Annotated in this window: 14 protein-coding genes and 1 tRNA gene; 13 read left to right on the top strand and 2 right to left on the bottom strand. The window is 73.0% G+C overall.

From position 1 onward, the window contains the following. Positions 1 to 47 precede the first annotated feature (47 nt). From ACGF07_RS01745 to ACGF07_RS01765, 5 genes are all read left to right on the top strand, one after another. Positions 48 to 1,127 carry an amino acid ABC transporter permease gene (locus ACGF07_RS01745; RefSeq protein WP_392894509.1) on the top strand — a complete coding sequence of 360 codons (1,080 nt, stop codon included), beginning with the start codon at positions 48 to 50 and terminating at the stop codon, positions 1,125 to 1,127. Positions 1,128 to 1,198: 71 nt separating this feature from the next. Further along, positions 1,199 to 1,951, top strand: a complete 753-nt coding sequence (locus ACGF07_RS01750; RefSeq protein ID WP_350737878.1) for an amino acid ABC transporter ATP-binding protein — start codon at positions 1,199 to 1,201, stop codon at positions 1,949 to 1,951. Between the two features lie 86 nt (positions 1,952 to 2,037). After that, on the top strand, positions 2,038 to 3,027 hold the full coding sequence (locus ACGF07_RS01755) for an ABC transporter substrate-binding protein (RefSeq protein WP_392894511.1): 990 nt from the start codon (positions 2,038 to 2,040) through the stop codon (positions 3,025 to 3,027). A gap of 196 nt (positions 3,028 to 3,223) precedes the next feature. After that, a complete protein-coding gene (locus ACGF07_RS01760) occupies positions 3,224 to 4,459 on the top strand; it encodes a protein kinase (RefSeq protein WP_392894512.1) in 1,236 nt (411 codons plus the stop codon). Positions 4,460 to 4,644: 185 nt separating this feature from the next. Further along, the gene (locus ACGF07_RS01765; RefSeq protein WP_350737839.1) at positions 4,645 to 5,496 is read left to right on the top strand and encodes a fumarylacetoacetate hydrolase family protein; all 852 of its coding nucleotides are present in this window, start codon (positions 4,645 to 4,647) and stop codon (positions 5,494 to 5,496) included. 40 nt (positions 5,497 to 5,536) lie between these two features. Here ACGF07_RS01765 and ACGF07_RS01770 read toward each other — a convergent pair whose 3' ends face one another. Further along, the gene (locus ACGF07_RS01770; RefSeq protein WP_350737836.1) at positions 5,537 to 6,298 is read right to left on the bottom strand and encodes a TetR/AcrR family transcriptional regulator; all 762 of its coding nucleotides are present in this window, start codon (positions 6,296 to 6,298) and stop codon (positions 5,537 to 5,539) included. A 163-nt stretch (positions 6,299 to 6,461) separates the two neighbouring features. Between ACGF07_RS01770 and ACGF07_RS01775 the strand changes: the two genes are divergently transcribed. The 4 genes from ACGF07_RS01775 to ACGF07_RS01790 all read left to right on the top strand — a co-directional run bounded on the left by ACGF07_RS01775 (position 6,462) and on the right by ACGF07_RS01790 (position 12,186). Further along, positions 6,462 to 8,216, top strand: coding sequence for a DUF885 domain-containing protein (locus ACGF07_RS01775; protein WP_392894513.1), 1,755 nt, complete (start codon positions 6,462 to 6,464; stop codon positions 8,214 to 8,216). Between the two features lie 185 nt (positions 8,217 to 8,401). Next, complete coding sequence (locus ACGF07_RS01780; RefSeq protein WP_392894515.1) at positions 8,402 to 10,039, top strand: MFS transporter; 1,638 nt, start codon at positions 8,402 to 8,404, stop codon at positions 10,037 to 10,039. 121 nt (positions 10,040 to 10,160) lie between these two features. Then, a complete protein-coding gene (locus tag ACGF07_RS01785; protein WP_350737827.1) occupies positions 10,161 to 11,078 on the top strand; it encodes a carbohydrate kinase family protein in 918 nt (305 codons plus the stop codon). Between the two features lie 103 nt (positions 11,079 to 11,181). After that, positions 11,182 to 12,186, top strand: a complete 1,005-nt coding sequence (locus tag ACGF07_RS01790) for a trypsin-like serine peptidase (RefSeq protein ID WP_392894517.1) — start codon at positions 11,182 to 11,184, stop codon at positions 12,184 to 12,186. A gap of 205 nt (positions 12,187 to 12,391) precedes the next feature. Here the strand turns inward: ACGF07_RS01790 and ACGF07_RS01795 are convergent. Further along, positions 12,392 to 12,463, bottom strand: a tRNA-Arg gene (locus tag ACGF07_RS01795). 170 nt (positions 12,464 to 12,633) lie between these two features. On the opposite strand from ACGF07_RS01795, the gene ACGF07_RS01800 reads away from it, so the two are divergent. The 4 genes from ACGF07_RS01800 (at position 12,634) to ACGF07_RS01815 (ending at position 17,742) form a co-directional block, all read left to right on the top strand. Then, the gene (locus tag ACGF07_RS01800; RefSeq protein ID WP_392894694.1) at positions 12,634 to 13,053 is read left to right on the top strand and encodes a PleD family two-component system response regulator; all 420 of its coding nucleotides are present in this window, start codon (positions 12,634 to 12,636) and stop codon (positions 13,051 to 13,053) included. A gap of 106 nt (positions 13,054 to 13,159) precedes the next feature. Then, positions 13,160 to 14,821 carry an arginine--tRNA ligase gene (gene argS, locus ACGF07_RS01805; RefSeq protein WP_350737821.1) on the top strand — a complete coding sequence of 554 codons (1,662 nt, stop codon included), beginning with the start codon at positions 13,160 to 13,162 and terminating at the stop codon, positions 14,819 to 14,821. A 98-nt stretch (positions 14,822 to 14,919) separates the two neighbouring features. Continuing rightward, complete coding sequence (lysA, locus tag ACGF07_RS01810) at positions 14,920 to 16,311, top strand: diaminopimelate decarboxylase (protein ID WP_392894519.1); 1,392 nt, start codon at positions 14,920 to 14,922, stop codon at positions 16,309 to 16,311. 138 nt (positions 16,312 to 16,449) lie between these two features. After that, complete coding sequence (locus tag ACGF07_RS01815; protein ID WP_392894521.1) at positions 16,450 to 17,742, top strand: homoserine dehydrogenase; 1,293 nt, start codon at positions 16,450 to 16,452, stop codon at positions 17,740 to 17,742.

The raw sequence follows: 17,742 nt of genomic DNA on the forward strand, positions 1-17,742 counted from the left end.
GGCCCGGCCCCGTCGGAAGCCGCGCAGGGCCCGTCGAAGGAGTCCCGATGACCGTCAGATCGCCCAGCACCGCCGGCGCCGCCGGCAGTCTCCACACCGTCAGCACCGTCAGCACCGTCAGTACCGTCAGCACCGTCAGCTCCGAAAGCCGGCTCGGCACCGGCAGCGCCGGATCGCCACCGCCCCCGCCCGGGCCGGCCCCCGGCCTCGATCCCGCGGAGCTGGACGGCCTGCGGACCGTCCCCGCCCGGCACCCGTGGCGCTGGGCGGTCGGGATCGCCGCACTCGTCCTGCTGGCCCAGTTCGCCCACGGCCTGGTCGTCAACCCCGGCTGGGACTGGGCCACCTTCCGGCTCTTCTTCACCGCCGACACCGTCCTGCAGGCGATCGGCCGCACGCTCGAACTCACCGCCTACGGCACCGTGCTGGGCTTCGCGCTGGGCGCGGTGGTGGCCGCGATGCGACTGTCCCGCAGCGCGATCCTGCGGACCATCGCCTGGGCCTACGTCTGGGTGTTCCGTTCGATCCCGCTGATCGTCCAGCTGGTGTTCTGGTTCAACCTCTCCTACCTCTACAAGCGGTTCGGCTTCGGCATCCCGTTCGGCCCGACCTTCGGCGAGTTCGAGACGGTCGGCGTGCTCGGCGCGCTGGGCGCCGCGGTGCTCGGGCTCGGGCTGCACCAGGCCGCGTTCGCCGCCGAGATCATCCGCGGCGGCATCGTCGCGGTGGACGCCGGCCAGCGCGAGGCCGCCGCCGCGCTCGGCATCCCGCGCTGGCGGCAGGGCCTGCGGATCGTGCTGCCCCAGGCGATGCGGGGCATCCTGCCGGCCGCCGCCAACGAGGTGGTCTCGCTCCTCAAGGGCACCTCGGTGGTGTACGTGATGGCGATCGGCGAGCTGTTCTACCAGGTCCAGGTGATCTACGGCCGGACCGGCCGGGTGGTGCCGCTGCTGATGGTCGCCACGGTCTGGTACGTGCTGCTGACCACCGTGCTGTCGATCGGCCAGTACTACGTCGAGCGCCACTTCTCCCGGGGAGCCCGGCGCACCCCGCCGCCCACCCCGCTGGAACGCCTGCGGGCCTTCCTGCGCAGCCTGCCCGCCCGCACCACCGGAGGGAACCCGTGACCGCCCTGACCAGCACCGGCACCGAGACCGCCACCGCCACGGATCCCGGGACCGCGACCGGGCCCGCGCCGATGGTGCAGGTCCGCGGCCTGCACAAGAGCTTCGGCGCCCTGGAGGTCCTGCGCGGCGTCGACCTGGACGTCCCGGCGGGCTCGGTCACCGTGGTGCTCGGCCCGTCCGGCTCCGGCAAGTCCACCCTGCTGCGGGCGATCAACCACCTGGAGAAGCTCGACCGCGGCTACGTCGCGATCGACGGCGAGCTGATCGGCTACCGGCGCTCCGGCGACCGGCTGTACGAGCTCAAGGAGCGCGAGGTGCTGCGCCAGCGCACCGGCATCGGCTTCGTCTTCCAGAACTTCAACCTGTTCCCGCACCTGACCGTGCTGGAGAACCTGGTCGAGGCGCCGATCGCCGCGCTGGGCCGCCCCCGGGCCGAGGCCAGGGCGAGGGCCCTGGCCCTGCTGGAACGGGTGGGGCTGGCCGACAAGTCCGCCGCCTACCCCCGGCAGCTGTCCGGCGGGCAGCAGCAGCGGGTCGCCATCGCCCGGGCGCTCGCCCTGGAGCCGAAGGTGCTGCTGTTCGACGAGCCGACCTCGGCGCTCGACCCGGAGCTGGTCGGCGAGGTGCTGGACGTCATCAAGGACCTCGCCCGCAGCGGCACCACGATGGTCGTGGTGACCCACGAGATCGGCTTCGCCCGCGAGGTCGCCGACACCGTCGTCTTCATGGACGGCGGCGTGGTGGTCGAGCAGGGCCCGCCCGCCGAGGTCCTGGACCGGCCGCAGCACGAGCGCACCCGGGCCTTCCTGGCCAAGGTCCTCTGAGGCCCGTCCTCGGACCCCCGTCCGCGGGGTGCGAAGACGGGGCCCAGAACACCCGCACGTCCCCTTCACCGATCAGGAGTTCCGCCATGTCCCTACCCCGTCGCGCCCTCGTGACCGCCGCCGCCGCGCTCGCCGCCGCCGTCGCCCTGGCCGGCTGCGGCAGCGGTGCCACGGGCGCCGCGGCGGACCTCGCCCCGGCCAAGGGCAGCACCGCGCCGAACGGCACCGTGGTCAACCTGTCGGCCGACCAGAAGCGGGTGACCACCGGCAAGGTCGACGCGATCGCCGCGCTGGTGCCGGAGGAGATCAGGAAGCGGGGCACGCTGAAGGTCGTCGACTCCATCGGCACCACCCCGCCGCTGGACTTCTACGCCGACGACGACAAGACCGTCATCGGCGTCGAGCCGGACATCGCCTCGCTGATCGGCAACGTGCTCGGCCTCAAGGTCGAGCTCAACCCCGTCTCCTGGGAGAACATCTTCGTCGGCCTGGACAGCGGCAAGTACGACGTCGGCCTGTCCAACATCACCGTCACCGAGGAGCGCAAGGAGAAGTACGACTTCGCCACCTACCGGCTGGACATCCTCGGCTTCGAGGCCAAGAAGGGCAGCGGCCTCAAGGTCACCGGCGCCAAGGACCTGGCCGGCCGGTCCGTCGGGGTGGCGACCGGCACCAACCAGGAGAAGCTGCTGCTCTCCTGGAGCGAGGAGAACGTCCGCAACGGCCTCAAGCCGATCGACATCAAGTACTTCTCCGGTACCGAGTACTACCTCGCCCTTTCCTCCGGCCGGATCGACGTCTACACCGGGCCCAACCCGAGCCTGGCCTTCCACGCCGTGCAGACCGGCCAGACCGAGGTGGTCGGCACCTACTCGGGCGGCGGCGCGGACGTCCTCGGCAAGATCGCGGCGACCACCCACAAGAACAACGGCCTGGTCCGGGCGCTCAACGAGGCGATCAACGAGGTGATCAGGAACGGCACGTACGGGCAGGTGCTCAAGCGCTGGGGCCTGGACGGCGAGGCGGTGCAGACCTCCGAGATCAACCCGCCCGGCCTGCCCAAGCCCAAGCCGTAGCCGGACCCGGAGCCGCGGCCGCGGGTTCGCCGCCGAGCCCGCGGCCGCGCCCTCAGCCGAGCTCGGAGTCGAGCCCGCGCCCGCCCTCGACCCGCGGCTCCGGCCCCGCGTCGTTCACCCGTTCGTCCCCGGCCGCCGCTAGGGTGGCCCATCCGACGGCGAACGACGTGCGGGCGCGGTCGAGTTGGGGGAGGACATGCGGAAGGGCGAGGTGCTCGACGGCCGGTTCCGGCTGGACGAGTGGCTGGGCAAGGGCGGCTTCGGCGAGGTGTGGCGGGCGACCGACGACTGGCTGGAACGGGAGGTCGCGGTCAAGCTGCTGCTGCCCGAGCACGCCGCCGACGCCGAGGCCGTCGGGCGGTTCGTCCGGGAGGCCAGGCTGGCCGGCGGTCTGTCCAACCCGCACATCGTCACGGTGCACGACTACGGCCGGATCGCGGACGGTACGGGGGAGATCCACTACCTGGTGATGGAGCTGGTCCGCGGCCGTCCGCTGTCCGCGATCCTCAAGGGCGGCCGGCCGGACCACGGGCGGGCGCTGGCCTGGATGGCGCAGGTCTGCGAGGCGCTCGACGCGGCGCATCGCAGCGGGGTCGTCCACCGGGACATCAAGCCCGAGAACGTCATGATCGCGGAGGGCGCGGACCGCGCGAAGGTGCTGGACTTCGGCATCGCCCGGCTGCTCACCCAGTCCACCGGGCTCACCTCCACCGGCAGCGTGGTGGGCACCGTCCCGTACCTGGCACCCGAGTGCTGGTCCGGCGGCACGGTGGACGGCCGGACCGACCTCTACGCGTTCGGCGTGATGCTGTACGAGGTCTGCACGGGCCGGCGACCGTTCCACGCCGACTCGCCGTACGGGTACATGGTCAAGCACCTGGAGGCGACCCCGCCCGGGATCCGCAGCCACGACCCGGCCCTGGCCGACCTGGTCGCCCAACTGCTCGCCAAGCGGCCCGCCGACCGGCCGGCCGACGCCGCCGAGGTGCTGGAGCGGCTGCGCCGGATCCGGCCCGGGATGCTGGGGCCGGACGACCCGAGCCCGGAGCAGCTGCGCCGCCGGGCCGACCAGGCCTGGCAGCGCGGCGCCGAGGGCGGTGCGGCGGAGGCCGTGGGGATCCTGCGCGAGCTCGTCCCCGACTTCGCCCGGATCTGCGGCCCGACCGACCCGCGCACCCTGCGCACCTGCCACGACCTGGCCCTCTGGCTGGCCCGGGGCGGCGACCGGGGCGCCGCCGTCGCCCTGCTGGACGCGCTGACGACGGAGCCCGGAGCCTCCCCGGAGGCCCGGGCCGACCTCCGGCGCGACCTCGCGCACTGGCAGCGGGAGGTGGACCGGCTCGGCCCGGGCGGGTTCGGCGGCGAAGGAGAGGACGCGGGCGAGGAGCTGAGCCTGGGGGTGCTGCTCGGCGGCGGCGCACAGGGCGGCTGATCCGGGCGTGTCAACCGTACGGGCCGCCGATTCGGGCCCCCGCAGACCTGTGGGTTTTGATGGGAACTCGCCCATCGAGACGGTCTGGTCCGCCGCCCCGGGCCGTTGATATACCTCGTTGCCAGACTCGGGAGCGGTGTCCGCGCCGCCCCGGTGAGCTGCGACGAAAGGCTGGTGACGGATCGATGAAGCTCCTCCGCGTCGGACCCCCGGGCGCCGAGCGTCCGGTCGTACTGGGCGAGGACGGCACCGCGTACGACCTCTCCGGGCGGGCCCGTGACCTCGACGGGGCCTTCCTGGCCGGGCTGGACACCGCCGCACTGGCCGGGGAGGTGGCCGCGGGGGTGCTCCCGGTGGTGGACCTGTACGGCCTGCGGGTGGGCGCGCCGGTGGCCCGGCCCGGCAAGGTGGTCGGCATCGGGCTCAACTACCGCGACCACGCGGCCGAGGCCGGGGCGGCGATCCCGGACGAGCCGGTGATCTTCCTCAAGCCGAGCTCCACCGTCGTCGGCCCGTACGACGAGGTGCTGGTGCCGCGCGGCGGCGAGAAGACCGACTACGAGGCCGAGCTGGCGATCGTGATCGGCCGCACCGCCCGCTACCTGGACTCGCACGCCGAGGCCGCCGCGGTGATCGCCGGCTACACCATCGCCAACGACGTCACCGAGCGGGCCTTCCAGTTCGAGCGCGGCGGCCAGTGGGACAAGGGCAAGTCGGCGGAGACCTTCACCCCGCTCGGGCCCTGGCTGGTCACCGCCGACGAGGTCGCCGACCCGCAGGCGCTGGAGCTGCGGCTCTGGGTCAACGGCGAGCAGCGGCAGCACGGCAACACCGCCGAGATGATCTTCCCGGTGCTCGAACTCGTCCGGTACGCCAGCCAGTTCATGGTGCTGGAGCCCGGCGACGTGATCGTCACCGGCACCCCGGCCGGAGTCACCCTGGGCCGCCCGGGCACGCCGTTCCTCGCCCCGGGCGACGTCGTCGAGATCGAGATCGACGGGCTCGGCCGCCAGCGCCAGGTGCTCGGCAAGGCGTAGCCTCCGCGCGCCCGACCCTTGGCACGGGGGTCGGGACCGTCTACTCCTGCGGCCCGCCCAGCACCGCGCGCAGCCGCTCGGCCCGGTCCGTCCGCGGGCCGTCCAGCGCCAGCAGCGAGGCCAGGACCCGCGCGGTCTGCGGATCGTGCAGCGCCGTCGCCGCCGCCATCGCCGTGAACTGGTCCACCAGCCAGTCCCGCAGGTCCGCCACCGGCAGCGCGCGCCCCTCGTCCAGCCAGCTCAGCGACGCGCCCTCGACCATCGCGATCCACGAGCGCACCAGCAGGGTCAGCCGCGGCCCGGCCTCCCGCACACCGAGGTGCCGCACGGTCCGCTTGAGCGCGATCCGCCGCACGTCGTCCACGATCGCCGTGGTGCGGGCCGTCTCCACCACCGAGCCGCCGCGCAGCAGCGCCGAGTAACCGGCCTCGTGCTCGGCCACGAACTCGAAGTACCCGTCCAGCACGGCCGCCAGCTGCTCGGAGGGCGTGCCGTCCGGCGGGACGGTGAACCGGCTGGTCAGCTCGTCCGCCGCGGTGCGCAGCGCGGCCTCGTACAGCTGCTGCTTGCCGCCGGCGAAGTAGCGGTAGACCAGTGGCCGGGAGGCCTCGGCGGCCTCGGCCACGTCGTCCAGGCTGACCTCCTCGGGCGGCCGGGCGGCGAACAGCTCCAGGGCGACCGCGATGAGCTGCTCGCGCCGCTGTTCGACGGGCAGCCGTCGGTAGCCGGTGCGGCGCGGCCGGGGGTCGGGTGCGGTCCGGGTGGGGGCCGGGCCGGTTGCCGTGGTGGGGCTGGCTTCCATGGCGGTCAGCGTAATGGGCGTCGGACCGATCGGGACCTGTCGGGCACGGATCTCTCCGAACGGCCGTTCGCGGTGCCCACCGCCCGTCAGATACCGGCCGGTGCAGGTCAACCGGTCCGCGGCAGGGGCTTGCAATCGGGCCCGGCAACGCGATGATGTGCGAATGGTTGAAGAACTGATCAATTCCGACGGCGGGACCCCGCGCGGCATCGCGGACGCGTACGTCCGCGCGCTGGCCGACCTCGACCCGCTGACCGCGGTGTACCTCGGCCTCCACCCCGAGGACGACCGGCTGCCCGACCTCTCCCCGGCCGGCGCCGAGGCGATCGCCGACCTCGCCCGCCGCACCCTGGCCCGGCTGGACGAGGTCGAGCGGGCCGGCGCCGCCGAGGACGAGTCGGAGCGGCGCTGCGCCCGGCTGCTCCGCGAGCGGCTGACCGCCGAACTCGCCGTCCACGACGCGGGGGAGAACTACCGCGCGGTGCGCAACCTGGCCTCCCCGGTGCACAACACGCGGGAGGCCTTCACCCTCATGCCCGCCGGCACCGAGGACGAGTGGCGGGTGATCGGCCGCCGGCTGGCCCCCCTCCCGCTGGCGCTGGAGCAGTACCGGCAGACGCTGGCCGAGGGCATCGAGCGGGGGCTGCTGTCCGGCCCGCGCCAGGTGGAGACGGTGATCGGGCAGTTCGGCGAGTGGCTGGGCGAGGCGCCGGCCGAGGGCGCGTCGGCCGGTCCCTCGGACGAGGGCGGCGAGGGGCGCGGGGCGGGCTGGTTCGGGCAGTTCGTCCAGGACGCCCCGGAGCCCGTGCGCGCCGAGCTGTCCGACCACGCGGTGGCCGCCGCACGGGCGCTGGCCGCGCTGCGCGACTGGATGCGCGACGTGTACGCCCCGGCCGCCGCCGGCACCCCGGATCCGGTCGGCCGGGAGCGCTACGGCCGCTGGGTGCGCTACTGGACCGGCGCCGACCTGGACCTGGACGAGGCCTACGCCTGGGCCTGGGGCGAGTTCCACGACCTGTACGCGCAGATGACGGCCGAGGCGGAGAAGGTGCGCCCGGGCGCCGACCCGATGACGGCGATGAAGTGGCTGGAGGAGGACGGCCCGGCCATCGAGGGCGCCGAGCCGGCCCGGGAGTTCCTCCAGGGCCTGATGGACCAGGCGGTCCGGGACCTCCAGGGCACCCACTTCGACCTGGCGGAGCCGGTCACCCGGGTCGAGTCGCGGATCGCCCCGGCCGGCAGCGCCGCCGCGCCGTACTACACGGCTCCCTCGCTGGACTTCAGCCGGCCGGGGCGGACCTGGCTGCCGCTGCTCGGCAAGGAGCGCTTCCCGGTCTGGGACCTGGTGTCCACCTGGTACCACGAGGGCGTCCCGGGCCACCACCTGCAGCTGGCGCAGTGGAACTACGTCGCCGACCGGCTCTCCACCTACCAGGTGAGCCTCGGCGGGGTCAGCGCCAACATGGAGGGCTGGGCGCTGTACGCCGAGCGCCTGATGGACGAGCTGGGCTACCTCACCGACCCGGGCCACCGCCTGGGCTACCTCAACGCCCAGATGATGCGGGCGCTGCGGGTCATCATCGACATCGGCATGCACCTGGGCCTGGAATTCCCGGCCGACTCGCCGTACCGGCCGGGCGAGCCGGTGAGCCCGGAGCACGCCCGGGAGTTCTTCGGGCTGTACTGCGGTCTGGCTCCGGAGTTCCTGGACAGCGAGCTGGTCCGCTACCTGGGGCTGCCCGGTCAGGCGATCGGCTACAAGCTCGGCGAGCGCGCCTGGCTGCGCGGACGGGCGGCGGCGAAGGCGGCGCACGAGGCGCGGGGCGAGGAGTTCGACCTCAAGGCCTGGCACATGGCGGCGCTCTCGCAGGGCTCGCTGGGCCTGGACGACCTGCTCGCGGAGCTGTCGGCGCTGTAGCCGGGGTGCGTCCGGGAGCGGACGGCGCGGGGCCCCGGGACTCGGTCGCGAGTCCCGGGGCCCCTGGTCATTTCGTCCCATTTGGGACCGTTTGACCAGGTTTTTGCTTGCCATTCGTCCACACCGGCGCTTGGCTGGAAGGCGACTGCGTGACCTCTCCGTACCCACTCCGGAAGGCTCGACCAGTGTCCTCGCACCTTGCCACCGGTCATGAGGAGGCGGACAGTCGCCGCTGGTGGGCCTTGGCGGTCATCGCCATCGCCCAGCTCATGATCGTCCTCGACATCACCATCGTGAACATCGCGCTGCCGTCCGCCCAGCGGGACCTGGGCATCACCGACGCGGACCGGCAGTGGGTGATCACCGCCTACACCCTCGCCTTCGGCGGCCTGCTGCTGCTCGGCGGGCGGCTGGGCGACCTCTTCGGCCGCAAGCGCGTCTTCACCATCGGCCTGCTGGGCTTCGCCCTCGCCTCCGCCCTCGGTGGTGCGGCGGTCAGCCCGGCCATGCTCTTCGGCGCCCGCGCCCTCCAGGGCGCGTTCGGCGCCCTGCTCGCCCCCTCCGCGCTGGGGCTGCTCTCCACCACCTTCTCCAATCCGAAGGAACGCAGTACGGCCTTCGGCATCTTCGGCGCGATCGCCGGCGGCGGCGCCGCGATCGGTTTCATCGCCGGCGGCCTGCTGACCGAGTACCTCAACTGGCGCTGGTGCCTGTTCGTCAACACCCCGATCGCCGTCGTCACCGCCTTCGCGGCCTTCTCCGTGCTCAAGCGCGACCACATCGCCAAGGGGCGCCGGATCAGGCTCGACCTGCCGGGCGCGGTGCTCGGCTGCGGCGGCCTGCTCGCGATCGTCTTCGGCACCTCCGAGGCCGTGACCAGGGGCTGGAGCGACGCTCTGGTGATCGGCTCGCTGGTCCTGGGCGTGGCGCTGCTCGCGGTGTTCGTCCTGGTCGAGAAGCGCTCCGCGCACCCGCTGCTGCCGATCCACATCGTGGCCGAGCGCAACCGCGGTGGCGCCGCGCTCTCGGTGGGCCTGGCCATGGTCGGCATGTTCGGCCTGTTCCTGTTCCTGACCTACTACATGCAGGCCATCAAGCACTTCTCGCCGGTGGTCTCGGGCATCTCCTTCCTGCCCATGACGGGCGCCATCGTGCTGAGTTCGACCGGCATCGCGGCCCGGCTGATGACCAGGGTGCCGTCCCGCAACCTGATCACCCCGGGGCTGCTGCTGGCCGCGGGCGGCATGGCCTGGCTGACCCAGATGAAGGTGGACAGCCCGTGGGCCGCCATGGTGCTGCCCTCCGTGCTGCTGATCGGCTTCGGGATGGGCCTGGTGTTCATGCCGTCGATGAGCCTGGCCACCCTCGGGGTCGCCCCCAACGAGGCCGGCGCGGCCTCGGCCACCATCAACTCGGCCCAGCAGGTGGGCGGTTCGTTCGGGACGGCGCTGCTGAACACCATCGCCGCCAGCGCCACCGCGACCTGGCTGGCCACCCGGGCCGCGAGCGATCCACTGGTGCAGGCCCGCGGTGCGGTGCACGGCTACGTGGCCGCCACCTGGGTCGCGATGGGCGTGCTGCTGGCGGCCGCGCTGGTCGCCTTCCTGATGATCGACCACCGCCCGGAGCCCGGTGAGGCGACCGCTGTCCCGGGCGCTGCTGGGGCCGAGACCGCTGCCGGGGCCGAGACCGCGGTGCCGGTGCGGGCCGTGGACGGACGGCCGAGTCCGCGGGCCGCCGCGGCGGCCGACGTGAGGGCCAACGTCAGGCCCCCCGCCGAGTCCCGGGCGGAGGCGGGCGCGGAGCGGCCGCCGGCCGACTGAGGGGCCGGCCCGGGAGGAAGCCGCCGAGCGGCCCTGTCTGGAATTTGCAGCAAGGTCTTGCAGTCAACCTCCGGCGCCTGCTTGACTCCTGGCCACCATCCAGCGATCAAGGAGGCGCCGCGTGCAGCCGGAAACCGAAGCGGCCGAGTTCGACCTGCTCGTCGTGGGCGGCACCGGCGTGGACACCATCGTCCGGGTCGACCGGTTGGAGATCCCGCCCGGCGACTCGCGGTACGTGGAGCCGGTGCGCGACTACGTCGGCCACACCGGCAACGGCGTCGCCCTCGGCGCCCACCACCTCGGGCTGCGCACCGCCTTCCTGGACTACCTCGGCGACGACCCCCAGGGCGACCTGGTCCGTGCCCACTACCGGCGCCACGGCCTGCACTTCGCCCACCTGGTGAGCCCGTACGGCACCCCGCGCGGGGTCAACCTGGTCGACGCGGCCGGCCGCCGGTTCTCCTTCTTCGACGGCCGCCACCCCGCCGACCTGCGCTTGCCGCGCGAGTTCTACCTCCCGTACGCGCGGCGCAGCCGGCACGTCCACCTCTCGATCACCGGCGTCAACCGCGACATGTACGGCGACCTCCACCGGCTCGGCCGCACCACCTCCACCGACCTGCACGACTGGGACGGCGCCGAGCCGCACCACCGCGACTACGCCCTCGGCTCCGACCTGGTGTTCCTCTCGGTGGCCGGCTGCCGGGGCCGCCACGAGCAGGTGATGCGCGCGATCCTCGCCGAGGGCCGGGCCGCCGTGGTCACCGCCACCGACGGCGCCGACGGCTGCCACCTGCTGACCCGCGAGGACGGCGTGCTGCGCCACCTCCCGGCCGTCGACCCGGGCCGCCCCGTGGTGGACACCAACGGCGCCGGCGACGCCTTCGTCACCGGCTTCCTCTACGCCTGGTTCCGCGGCCACCCGGCGGTGGACTGCGCCCGGGCCGGCGCCGTCGCCGGCGCCTTCGCCTGCACCACCGCCGGCACCCACACCGACTTCGTCACGGCCGCCGAACTCGATAACCTGTTGGGCCGGTGACCGGTTTCTCATCGACCTTCAAGCCTGCGGTAACGCCCCTTCCAGGCTGAGGCGCCATAGTCGTCGACCGAACGCCGCCACCCCCAGGGCAGGAGAGTCAGACATGGGTCAGCACCGCCGCGCGAGGCCGCGCCGCCGCCGTCTGCTCGCGCCGTCGCTGTTCGCCGCGCTGTCGGCCGTCGTGGTGGCCGCGGTGGTCGCCGGGACGCACGGGCTGGACCTGTCCGACGCGACCGCCGCCGGCAAGGCGGCCCGCAGCGTCAGGGTCGCCGGGCCGGCCGCCACCGCCTCGCCCGGCGCGACCACCGCCCAGCCCGCCGCACCCGGCCCGGCCTCGGCCGCGACCCCGAGCGGCAGTGCGACCCCCACCGCCGTGCCCAGCCCCGCCGGCACCCCCGCCGCCACCGCACCGGCCACCCCCGACGCCTCCGGCAGCCCCGCCGCCCACGGCGCCGCCCTCGGCACCACCGCCCCCGCCCCGGCCGACGACAAGGAGGCCGCCACCGTGGGCGCGCTGTTCAGCGGTCCGGTGGAGGCGGGCAACCACTTCTGCACCGCCAGCGTGCTGCACAGCGCCACCGGCAACCTGCTGCTGACCGCCGCGCACTGCGTCAGCAGCACCGACGGCGTCACCTTCGCCCCCGGCTACCGCGACGGCTCCGCCCCGTACGGCACCTGGCGGGTGACCGCCGTCCACACCGCCAGCGGCTGGTCCCAGAAGGGCGACGTGGACGAGGACTTCGCGATCCTGGAGACCGCCCCCAACAACGGCCGCGCGGTCGAGGACGTGGTCGGCGGCAACCGCCTGGGCACCGGCGAGCCCTTCGACGCGACCGTCCGCCTCTACGGCTACCCGGCCGACTCGGAGACGCCCAGCCTCTGCACCAACACCACGGACCAGCAGAGCGCCTACCAGCGCGTCATCCAGTGCCCGTCCTACCCGTCCGGCACCAGCGGCGGCCCGTGGATCGACACCGCCACCGGCGACGTGGTCGGCGCGATCGGCGGCTACCAGCAGGGCGGCGACACCGACGACGTCTCGTACAGCGCCTACTTCGACCACACCATCGCCGACCTGTACGCCCAGGCCGAGTCCGCCGCGTCCTGACCTGCGGGCCGGACAGGACAGGACCGGAACGCTTTGGCCCGCCGCCTCGGACGGCACGGGACGACGCAGGACGACTCCGGACGGCACGGGACGACTTCGGAAGGCTCCAGGGCACCTCCGGGGCCACCAGGGCCCGGACATGACGAAGGCCCAGATCCGTGGAACAACTCCACTGGTCTGGGCCTCTGTTGCACTTGCTGCGAAGTGCCCCCGGTAGGATTCGAACCTACGCACCCGCCTCCGGAGGGCGGTGCTCTATCCCCTGAGCTACGGGGGCCTGTCGGCCTGTCGGCCGCTTCCGCGTTCCGACGGAATGAACACTACCAGGCTTCGGCCGTGGTCCGTGCACGGTTTCCCGGAAAGATCGTCGGGGCCGGCCCCGGGCGGAAGTGCCCAAAGGCCGGACGGGGCGGTGGGGCCGCCGATACCCTCGGTGAGGTGTCGGGAGTGTCCGGGCGGGTCCTCGTGGTGGACGACAGCGAGGTGATCCGCCAGCTGATCAGGGTCAACCTGGAGCTCGAGGGCTTCGAGGTGGTGACCGCCGCCGACGGCGCCGAGTGCCTGGAGGTGATCCGCCGGGTGAAGCCCGACGTGGTGACCCTGGACGTGGTGATGCCGCGGCTGGACGGCCTGCGGACCGCGGCCCGGCTGCGGGCCACCCCGGACACCTGCCGGCTGCCGATCGCGATCGTGAGCGCCTGCACCCCGGCGGACCTGGACCTGGGGGAGACCGTCGGAGTGGACGGCTACCTCGGCAAGCCCTTCGACCCGGCGGACCTGGTGGCCCTGGTCCGGCGCCTGATGCGGCTCACCGGACCGCCCGGCGGCTTTCGCTCTGGGCGAACAGAACGCACGGATCTCGGCTGACCTCCCCTGCCGGAGCGGTGCGACGGCCCCGCGACCCGGGGATCGCGGCGTCTCAACGGGTAAACCGGGTGCGGGCGGGCACCCCGTCTCGCCTACGCTTGGCGTCGTGACCCCCGCAGACCTTTCCCAGGCAATCCAGGCCGCAGTGAGCTCCGCCGTCGAGGCGGGCGAGCTGGCCGTCGCCGTGCCCGAGCACGTGACGGTCGAACGGCCCAAGAACCGGGACCACGGCGACTACGCGACGAACGTGGCCCTCCAGCTCGCCAAGGCGGCCGGCAAGCCGCCGCGAGCCGTTGCCGAGGTCCTGGCCGGGCGCCTGCGAGGGATCACCGGCGTGGCCGAGGTCGACATCGCCGGTCCGGGCTTCCTGAACATCACCCTGGACACCGCCACCGCGGGCGCGCTGGCGCGCACCGTCGTCGAGGCGGGCGAGGCCTACGGCCGCAACGAGGCCCTCAAGGGCCTGAAGATCAACCTGGAGTTCGTCTCCGCCAACCCGACCGGCCCGATCCACATCGGCGGCGTCCGCTGGGCCGCCGTCGGCGACTCGCTGGCGCGCGTCCTGCGGGCCTCCGGCGCCGACGTCACCACCGAGTACTACCTCAACGACGCGGGCGTGCAGATTGGCAAGTTCGCCGCCTCGCTGCAGGCCGCCGCGAACGGCCGCGAGGTGCCCGAGGGCGGGTACGTCGGCGAGTACGTCGTCGACATCGCCAAGGCGCTCACCGACGCCATCCCGGGCGTGCTCGACCTGCCCGAGGACGAGCAGCTGCAGGTCTTCCGCACCGAGGGCCTCAAGCTCATGGTCGCCGAGATCAAGCGCTCCATGGACGAGTTCGGCACCCACTTCGACGTGTGGTTCTCGGAGAAGACGCTGCACGACTCCGGCGCCGTCGAGCAGGCCATCGACCGGCTGCGCGAGCAGGGCCACGTCTTCGAGCAGGACGGCGCCGTCTTCCTGCGCACCACCGACTTCGGCGACGACAAGGACCGCGTCCTGGTCAAGGCCGACGGCGACAAGACCTACTTCGCCGCCGACGCCGCGTACTACCTCTCCAAGCGGGACCGCGGCGCCGAGGTCGCGCTCTACATGCTGGGCGCCGACCACCACGGCTACGTCAACCGCCTCAAGGCCATCGCCGCCTGCGCCGGCGACGACATGGACCGCAACATCGAGGTGCGGATCGGCCAGTTCGTGAAGATGCTCCGCGACGGCGAAGAGGTCCGCATGTCCAAGCGGGCGGGCAACATCATCACGATCGACGACGTGGTCGAGTGGATCGGCGTGGACGCCGCCCGCTACACCCTGGCGCGCTCCTCCACGGACTCGACGATCACGCTCGACATCAACGTCCTGACCAGCCAGACCAACGAGAACCCGGTCTACTACGTCCAGTACGCCCACACCCGGATGTGCGGCGTGGCGCGCAAGGCCGCCGAGCTGGGCGTGGACAAGGGCACCGCCGAGCAGTTCAAACCCGAGCTGCTCGCCACCGAGTGGGAGAACGACATCCTCGGCGCCCTCGGCGAGTTCCCGCGCGTCCTGGCCACGGCCGGCGAGCTGCGCGAGCCGCACCGGGTCGCGCGCTACCTGGAGGACCTCGCGGGCAAGTACCACCGCCTGTACGAGAACTGCATGTTCCTGCCCAAGGGCGACGAGGAGCTCAACGACACGCACCGTGCCCGGCTGTGGCTGGTCGAGGCCACGCGCACGGTCATGGCCAACGGCCTGACGCTCCTGGGCGTCACGGCACCCGAGCGGATGTAGGCACCACCCCCAAGCGACGGCGGGGGCGGCTGACGGTCAACGGGGACCGTCGCCGCCCCTCGCCATAGGTCTCACAGGTCTCGAAGGACGCCGTACACATGAGTCGTTCCGCACACCCCGCAGGCCCCCGGCACGGCGACGTCCTGCCCGACGGCCACTACCAGGCCCCGCCGGCCGACCTGAACGCCCTCGACCCCAAGGTGTGGTCGTGCACCGTCGACCGCGACGCCGAGGGCGTGGTCACCGTCGGCGGGATCGACGTCAAGCAGCTGGCGGCCGAGTTCGGCACCCCCGCCTACGTGATGGACGAGGAGGACTTCCGCTCCCGCGCCCGCGCCTGGCGGGACGCCTTCGGCACCGAGGCGGACGTCTACTACGCCGGCAAGGCCTTCCTCTCCAAGGCGATCGTGCGCTGGCTGCACGAGGAGGGCCTCAACCTCGACGTGTGCAGCGCCGGCGAGCTGGCCGTCGCACTGGCCGCCGGGATGCCGGCGGAGCGGATCGCGCTGCACGGCAACAACAAGTCGGCGGACGAGCTCGAACACGCGGTGAAGAGCGGCGTCGGGCACATCGTGGTCGACTCCCACGAGGAGATCGAACGGCTGGCCGCGATCGCCGCCCGCCAGGGCGTGCGCCAGCCGGTGCTGATCCGGGTCACCGTCGGCGTCGAGGCGCACACCCACGAGTTCATCGCCACGGCGCACGAGGACCAGAAGTTCGGCCTCTCGCTGACCGGCGGAGCGGCCGCCGAGGCGGTGCGCCGGGTGCTCGGCCACGCCGGCCTGGAGCTGCGGGGCATCCACTCGCACATCGGCTCGCAGATCTTCGACACGGCCGGCTTCGAGGTGGCGGCCCGCCGGGTGGTCGGACTGCTGGCGCAGATCCGCGACGAGCACGGCGTCGAGCTGCCCGAGATCGACCTGGGCGGCGGCCTCGGCATCGCCTACACCAGCGAGGACGACCCGCGCGAGCCGGCCGAGATCGCGGCCGCGCTGGCCGACATCGTGCGCCGCGAGTGCGCCGCCGCGAACCTCGCCGCGCCGCGGCTGAGCGTGGAGCCGGGCCGGGCGATCGTCGGCCCGACGGCGTTCACCCTGTACGAGGTCGGCACGGTCAAGCCGCTGGAGGGCCTGCGCACCTACGTCAGCGTGGACGGCGGGATGTCCGACAACATCCGCACCGCGCTGTACGACGCGGAGTACTCGGTGGCCCTGGCCTCCCGCACCAGCGAGGCCGAGCCGATGCTGGTCCGGGTGGTCGGCAAGCACTGCGAGTCCGGTGACATCGTCGTGCGGGACGCCTTCCTGCCGGCCGACCTCGCCCCGGGCGACCTGATCGCGGTGCCCGCGACCGGGGCCTACTGCCGCTCGATGGCGAGCAACTACAACCACGCCCTGAAGCCCCCCGTGGTCGCCGTCAGGGACGGTGCGGCCCGGGTGATCGTCCGGCGCGAGACGGAGGAGGATCTCCTGCGCCTGGATATCGGATGACGAAATTCTCGTCTCAGATCATGGAACGACCGTAGATCCGTGCGGAAAGTCCCCGAGACTGGTACGGACCGAGGTTTCCGGCGGCCCGGAAAAAGCCGCCGGAAACACAGAAGCACGATGAATGCAGAGCGGAGTCGGATGATGCGTACGCGCCCGCTGAAGGTGGCGTTGCTGGGTTGTGGTGTGGTGGGCTCCGAGGTGGCGCGCATCATGACGACGACGGCCGACGACCTCGCCGCTCGCATCGGTGCCCCGGTCGAACTCGCCGGGATCGCGGTCCGCCGGGCCGGCCGGGTCCGGCCCGGTGTGCCCGAGCACCTGATCACCACCGACGCCGAGGCCCTGGTGGGCAGGGGCGACATCGACGTGGTGGTCGAGGTGGTGGGCGGCATCGAGCCCTCCAAGTCGCTGATCCTGTCCGCCTTCGAGCAGGGCGCCTCGGTGGTCAGCGCCAACAAGGCGCTGCTCGCCAAGGACGGCACCGAACTGCACGCCGCGGCCGCCCGGGCGGGGGTGGACCTCTACTACGAGGCCGCCGTGGCGGGGGCGATCCCGCTGCTGCGCCCGCTGCGCGAGTCCCTCGCCGGGGACAAGGTCGACCGGGTGCTGGGCATCGTCAACGGCACCACCAACTTCATCCTCGACAAGATGGACACCACCGGCGCCGGCTACTCGGAAGCGCTGGAGGAGGCCACCGCGCTCGGCTACGCCGAGGCCGACCCGACGGCCGACGTGGAGGGCTTCGACGCCGCCGCCAAGGCCGCGATCCTGGCCGGCATCGCCTTCCACACCAAGGTGACCGCGGCGGACGTCTACCGGGAGGGCATCACCGAGGTGACCGCCGCCGACATCGCCTCCGCCAAGGCGATGGGCTGCGTGGTCAAGCTGCTCGCGATCTGCGAGCGGGCGAGGGACGGCGAGTCCGTCACCGCGCGCGTCCACCCCGCGATGATCCCGCTGTCGCACCCGCTGGCCTCGGTCCGCGAGGCGTACAACGCGGTGTTCGTCGAGGCCGAGGCCGCGGGCCGGCTGATGTTCTACGGCCCGGGCGCGGGCGGCTCGCCGACCGCCTCCGCGGTGCTCGGGGACCTGGTCGCGGTCTGCCGCAACAAGCTGGCCGGCGCCACCGGGCCCGGTGACTCCCTGTACACCCGGCTGCCGGCCAAGCCGATGGACGAGGTGGTCACCCGCTACCACGTCAGCCTGGACGTGGACGACCGCGCGGGTGTGCTCGCCCAGGTCGCGTCCGTGTTCGCCGAGCACGGCGTGTCCATCGACACCGTGCGCCAGCAGGGCCGCGACGGCGACGCCTCGCTCGTCGTGGTCACCCACCGTGCCACCGACGCCGCGCTGTCGGCGACGGTCGACAAGCTCCGCGCGCTGGACAGCGTGCGGGACGTGGCCAGCATCATGCGGGTCGAAGGGGAATAA

Source organism: Kitasatospora sp. NPDC048194, from assembly GCF_043202455.1.
GTDB lineage: Bacteria > Actinomycetota > Actinomycetes > Streptomycetales > Streptomycetaceae > Kitasatospora.

Excerpts from the sequence above, each read along its gene's own strand:
- ACGF07_RS01745 (WP_392894509.1), top strand. The coding sequence starts at position 48 with ATGACCGTCAGATCGCCCAGCACCGCCGGCGCCGCCGGCAGTCTCCAC.
- ACGF07_RS01750 (WP_350737878.1), top strand. The coding sequence starts at position 1,199 with ATGGTGCAGGTCCGCGGCCTGCACAAGAGCTTCGGCGCCCTGGAGGTC.
- ACGF07_RS01755 (WP_392894511.1), top strand. The coding sequence starts at position 2,038 with ATGTCCCTACCCCGTCGCGCCCTCGTGACCGCCGCCGCCGCGCTCGCC.
- ACGF07_RS01760 (WP_392894512.1), top strand. The coding sequence starts at position 3,224 with ATGCGGAAGGGCGAGGTGCTCGACGGCCGGTTCCGGCTGGACGAGTGG.
- ACGF07_RS01765 (WP_350737839.1), top strand. The coding sequence starts at position 4,645 with ATGAAGCTCCTCCGCGTCGGACCCCCGGGCGCCGAGCGTCCGGTCGTA.
- ACGF07_RS01770 (WP_350737836.1), bottom strand. The coding sequence starts at position 6,298 with ATGGAAGCCAGCCCCACCACGGCAACCGGCCCGGCCCCCACCCGGACC.
- ACGF07_RS01775 (WP_392894513.1), top strand. The coding sequence starts at position 6,462 with ATGGTTGAAGAACTGATCAATTCCGACGGCGGGACCCCGCGCGGCATC.
- ACGF07_RS01790 (WP_392894517.1), top strand. The coding sequence starts at position 11,182 with ATGGGTCAGCACCGCCGCGCGAGGCCGCGCCGCCGCCGTCTGCTCGCG.
- lysA (WP_392894519.1), top strand. The coding sequence starts at position 14,920 with ATGAGTCGTTCCGCACACCCCGCAGGCCCCCGGCACGGCGACGTCCTG.
- ACGF07_RS01815 (WP_392894521.1), top strand. The coding sequence starts at position 16,450 with ATGATGCGTACGCGCCCGCTGAAGGTGGCGTTGCTGGGTTGTGGTGTG.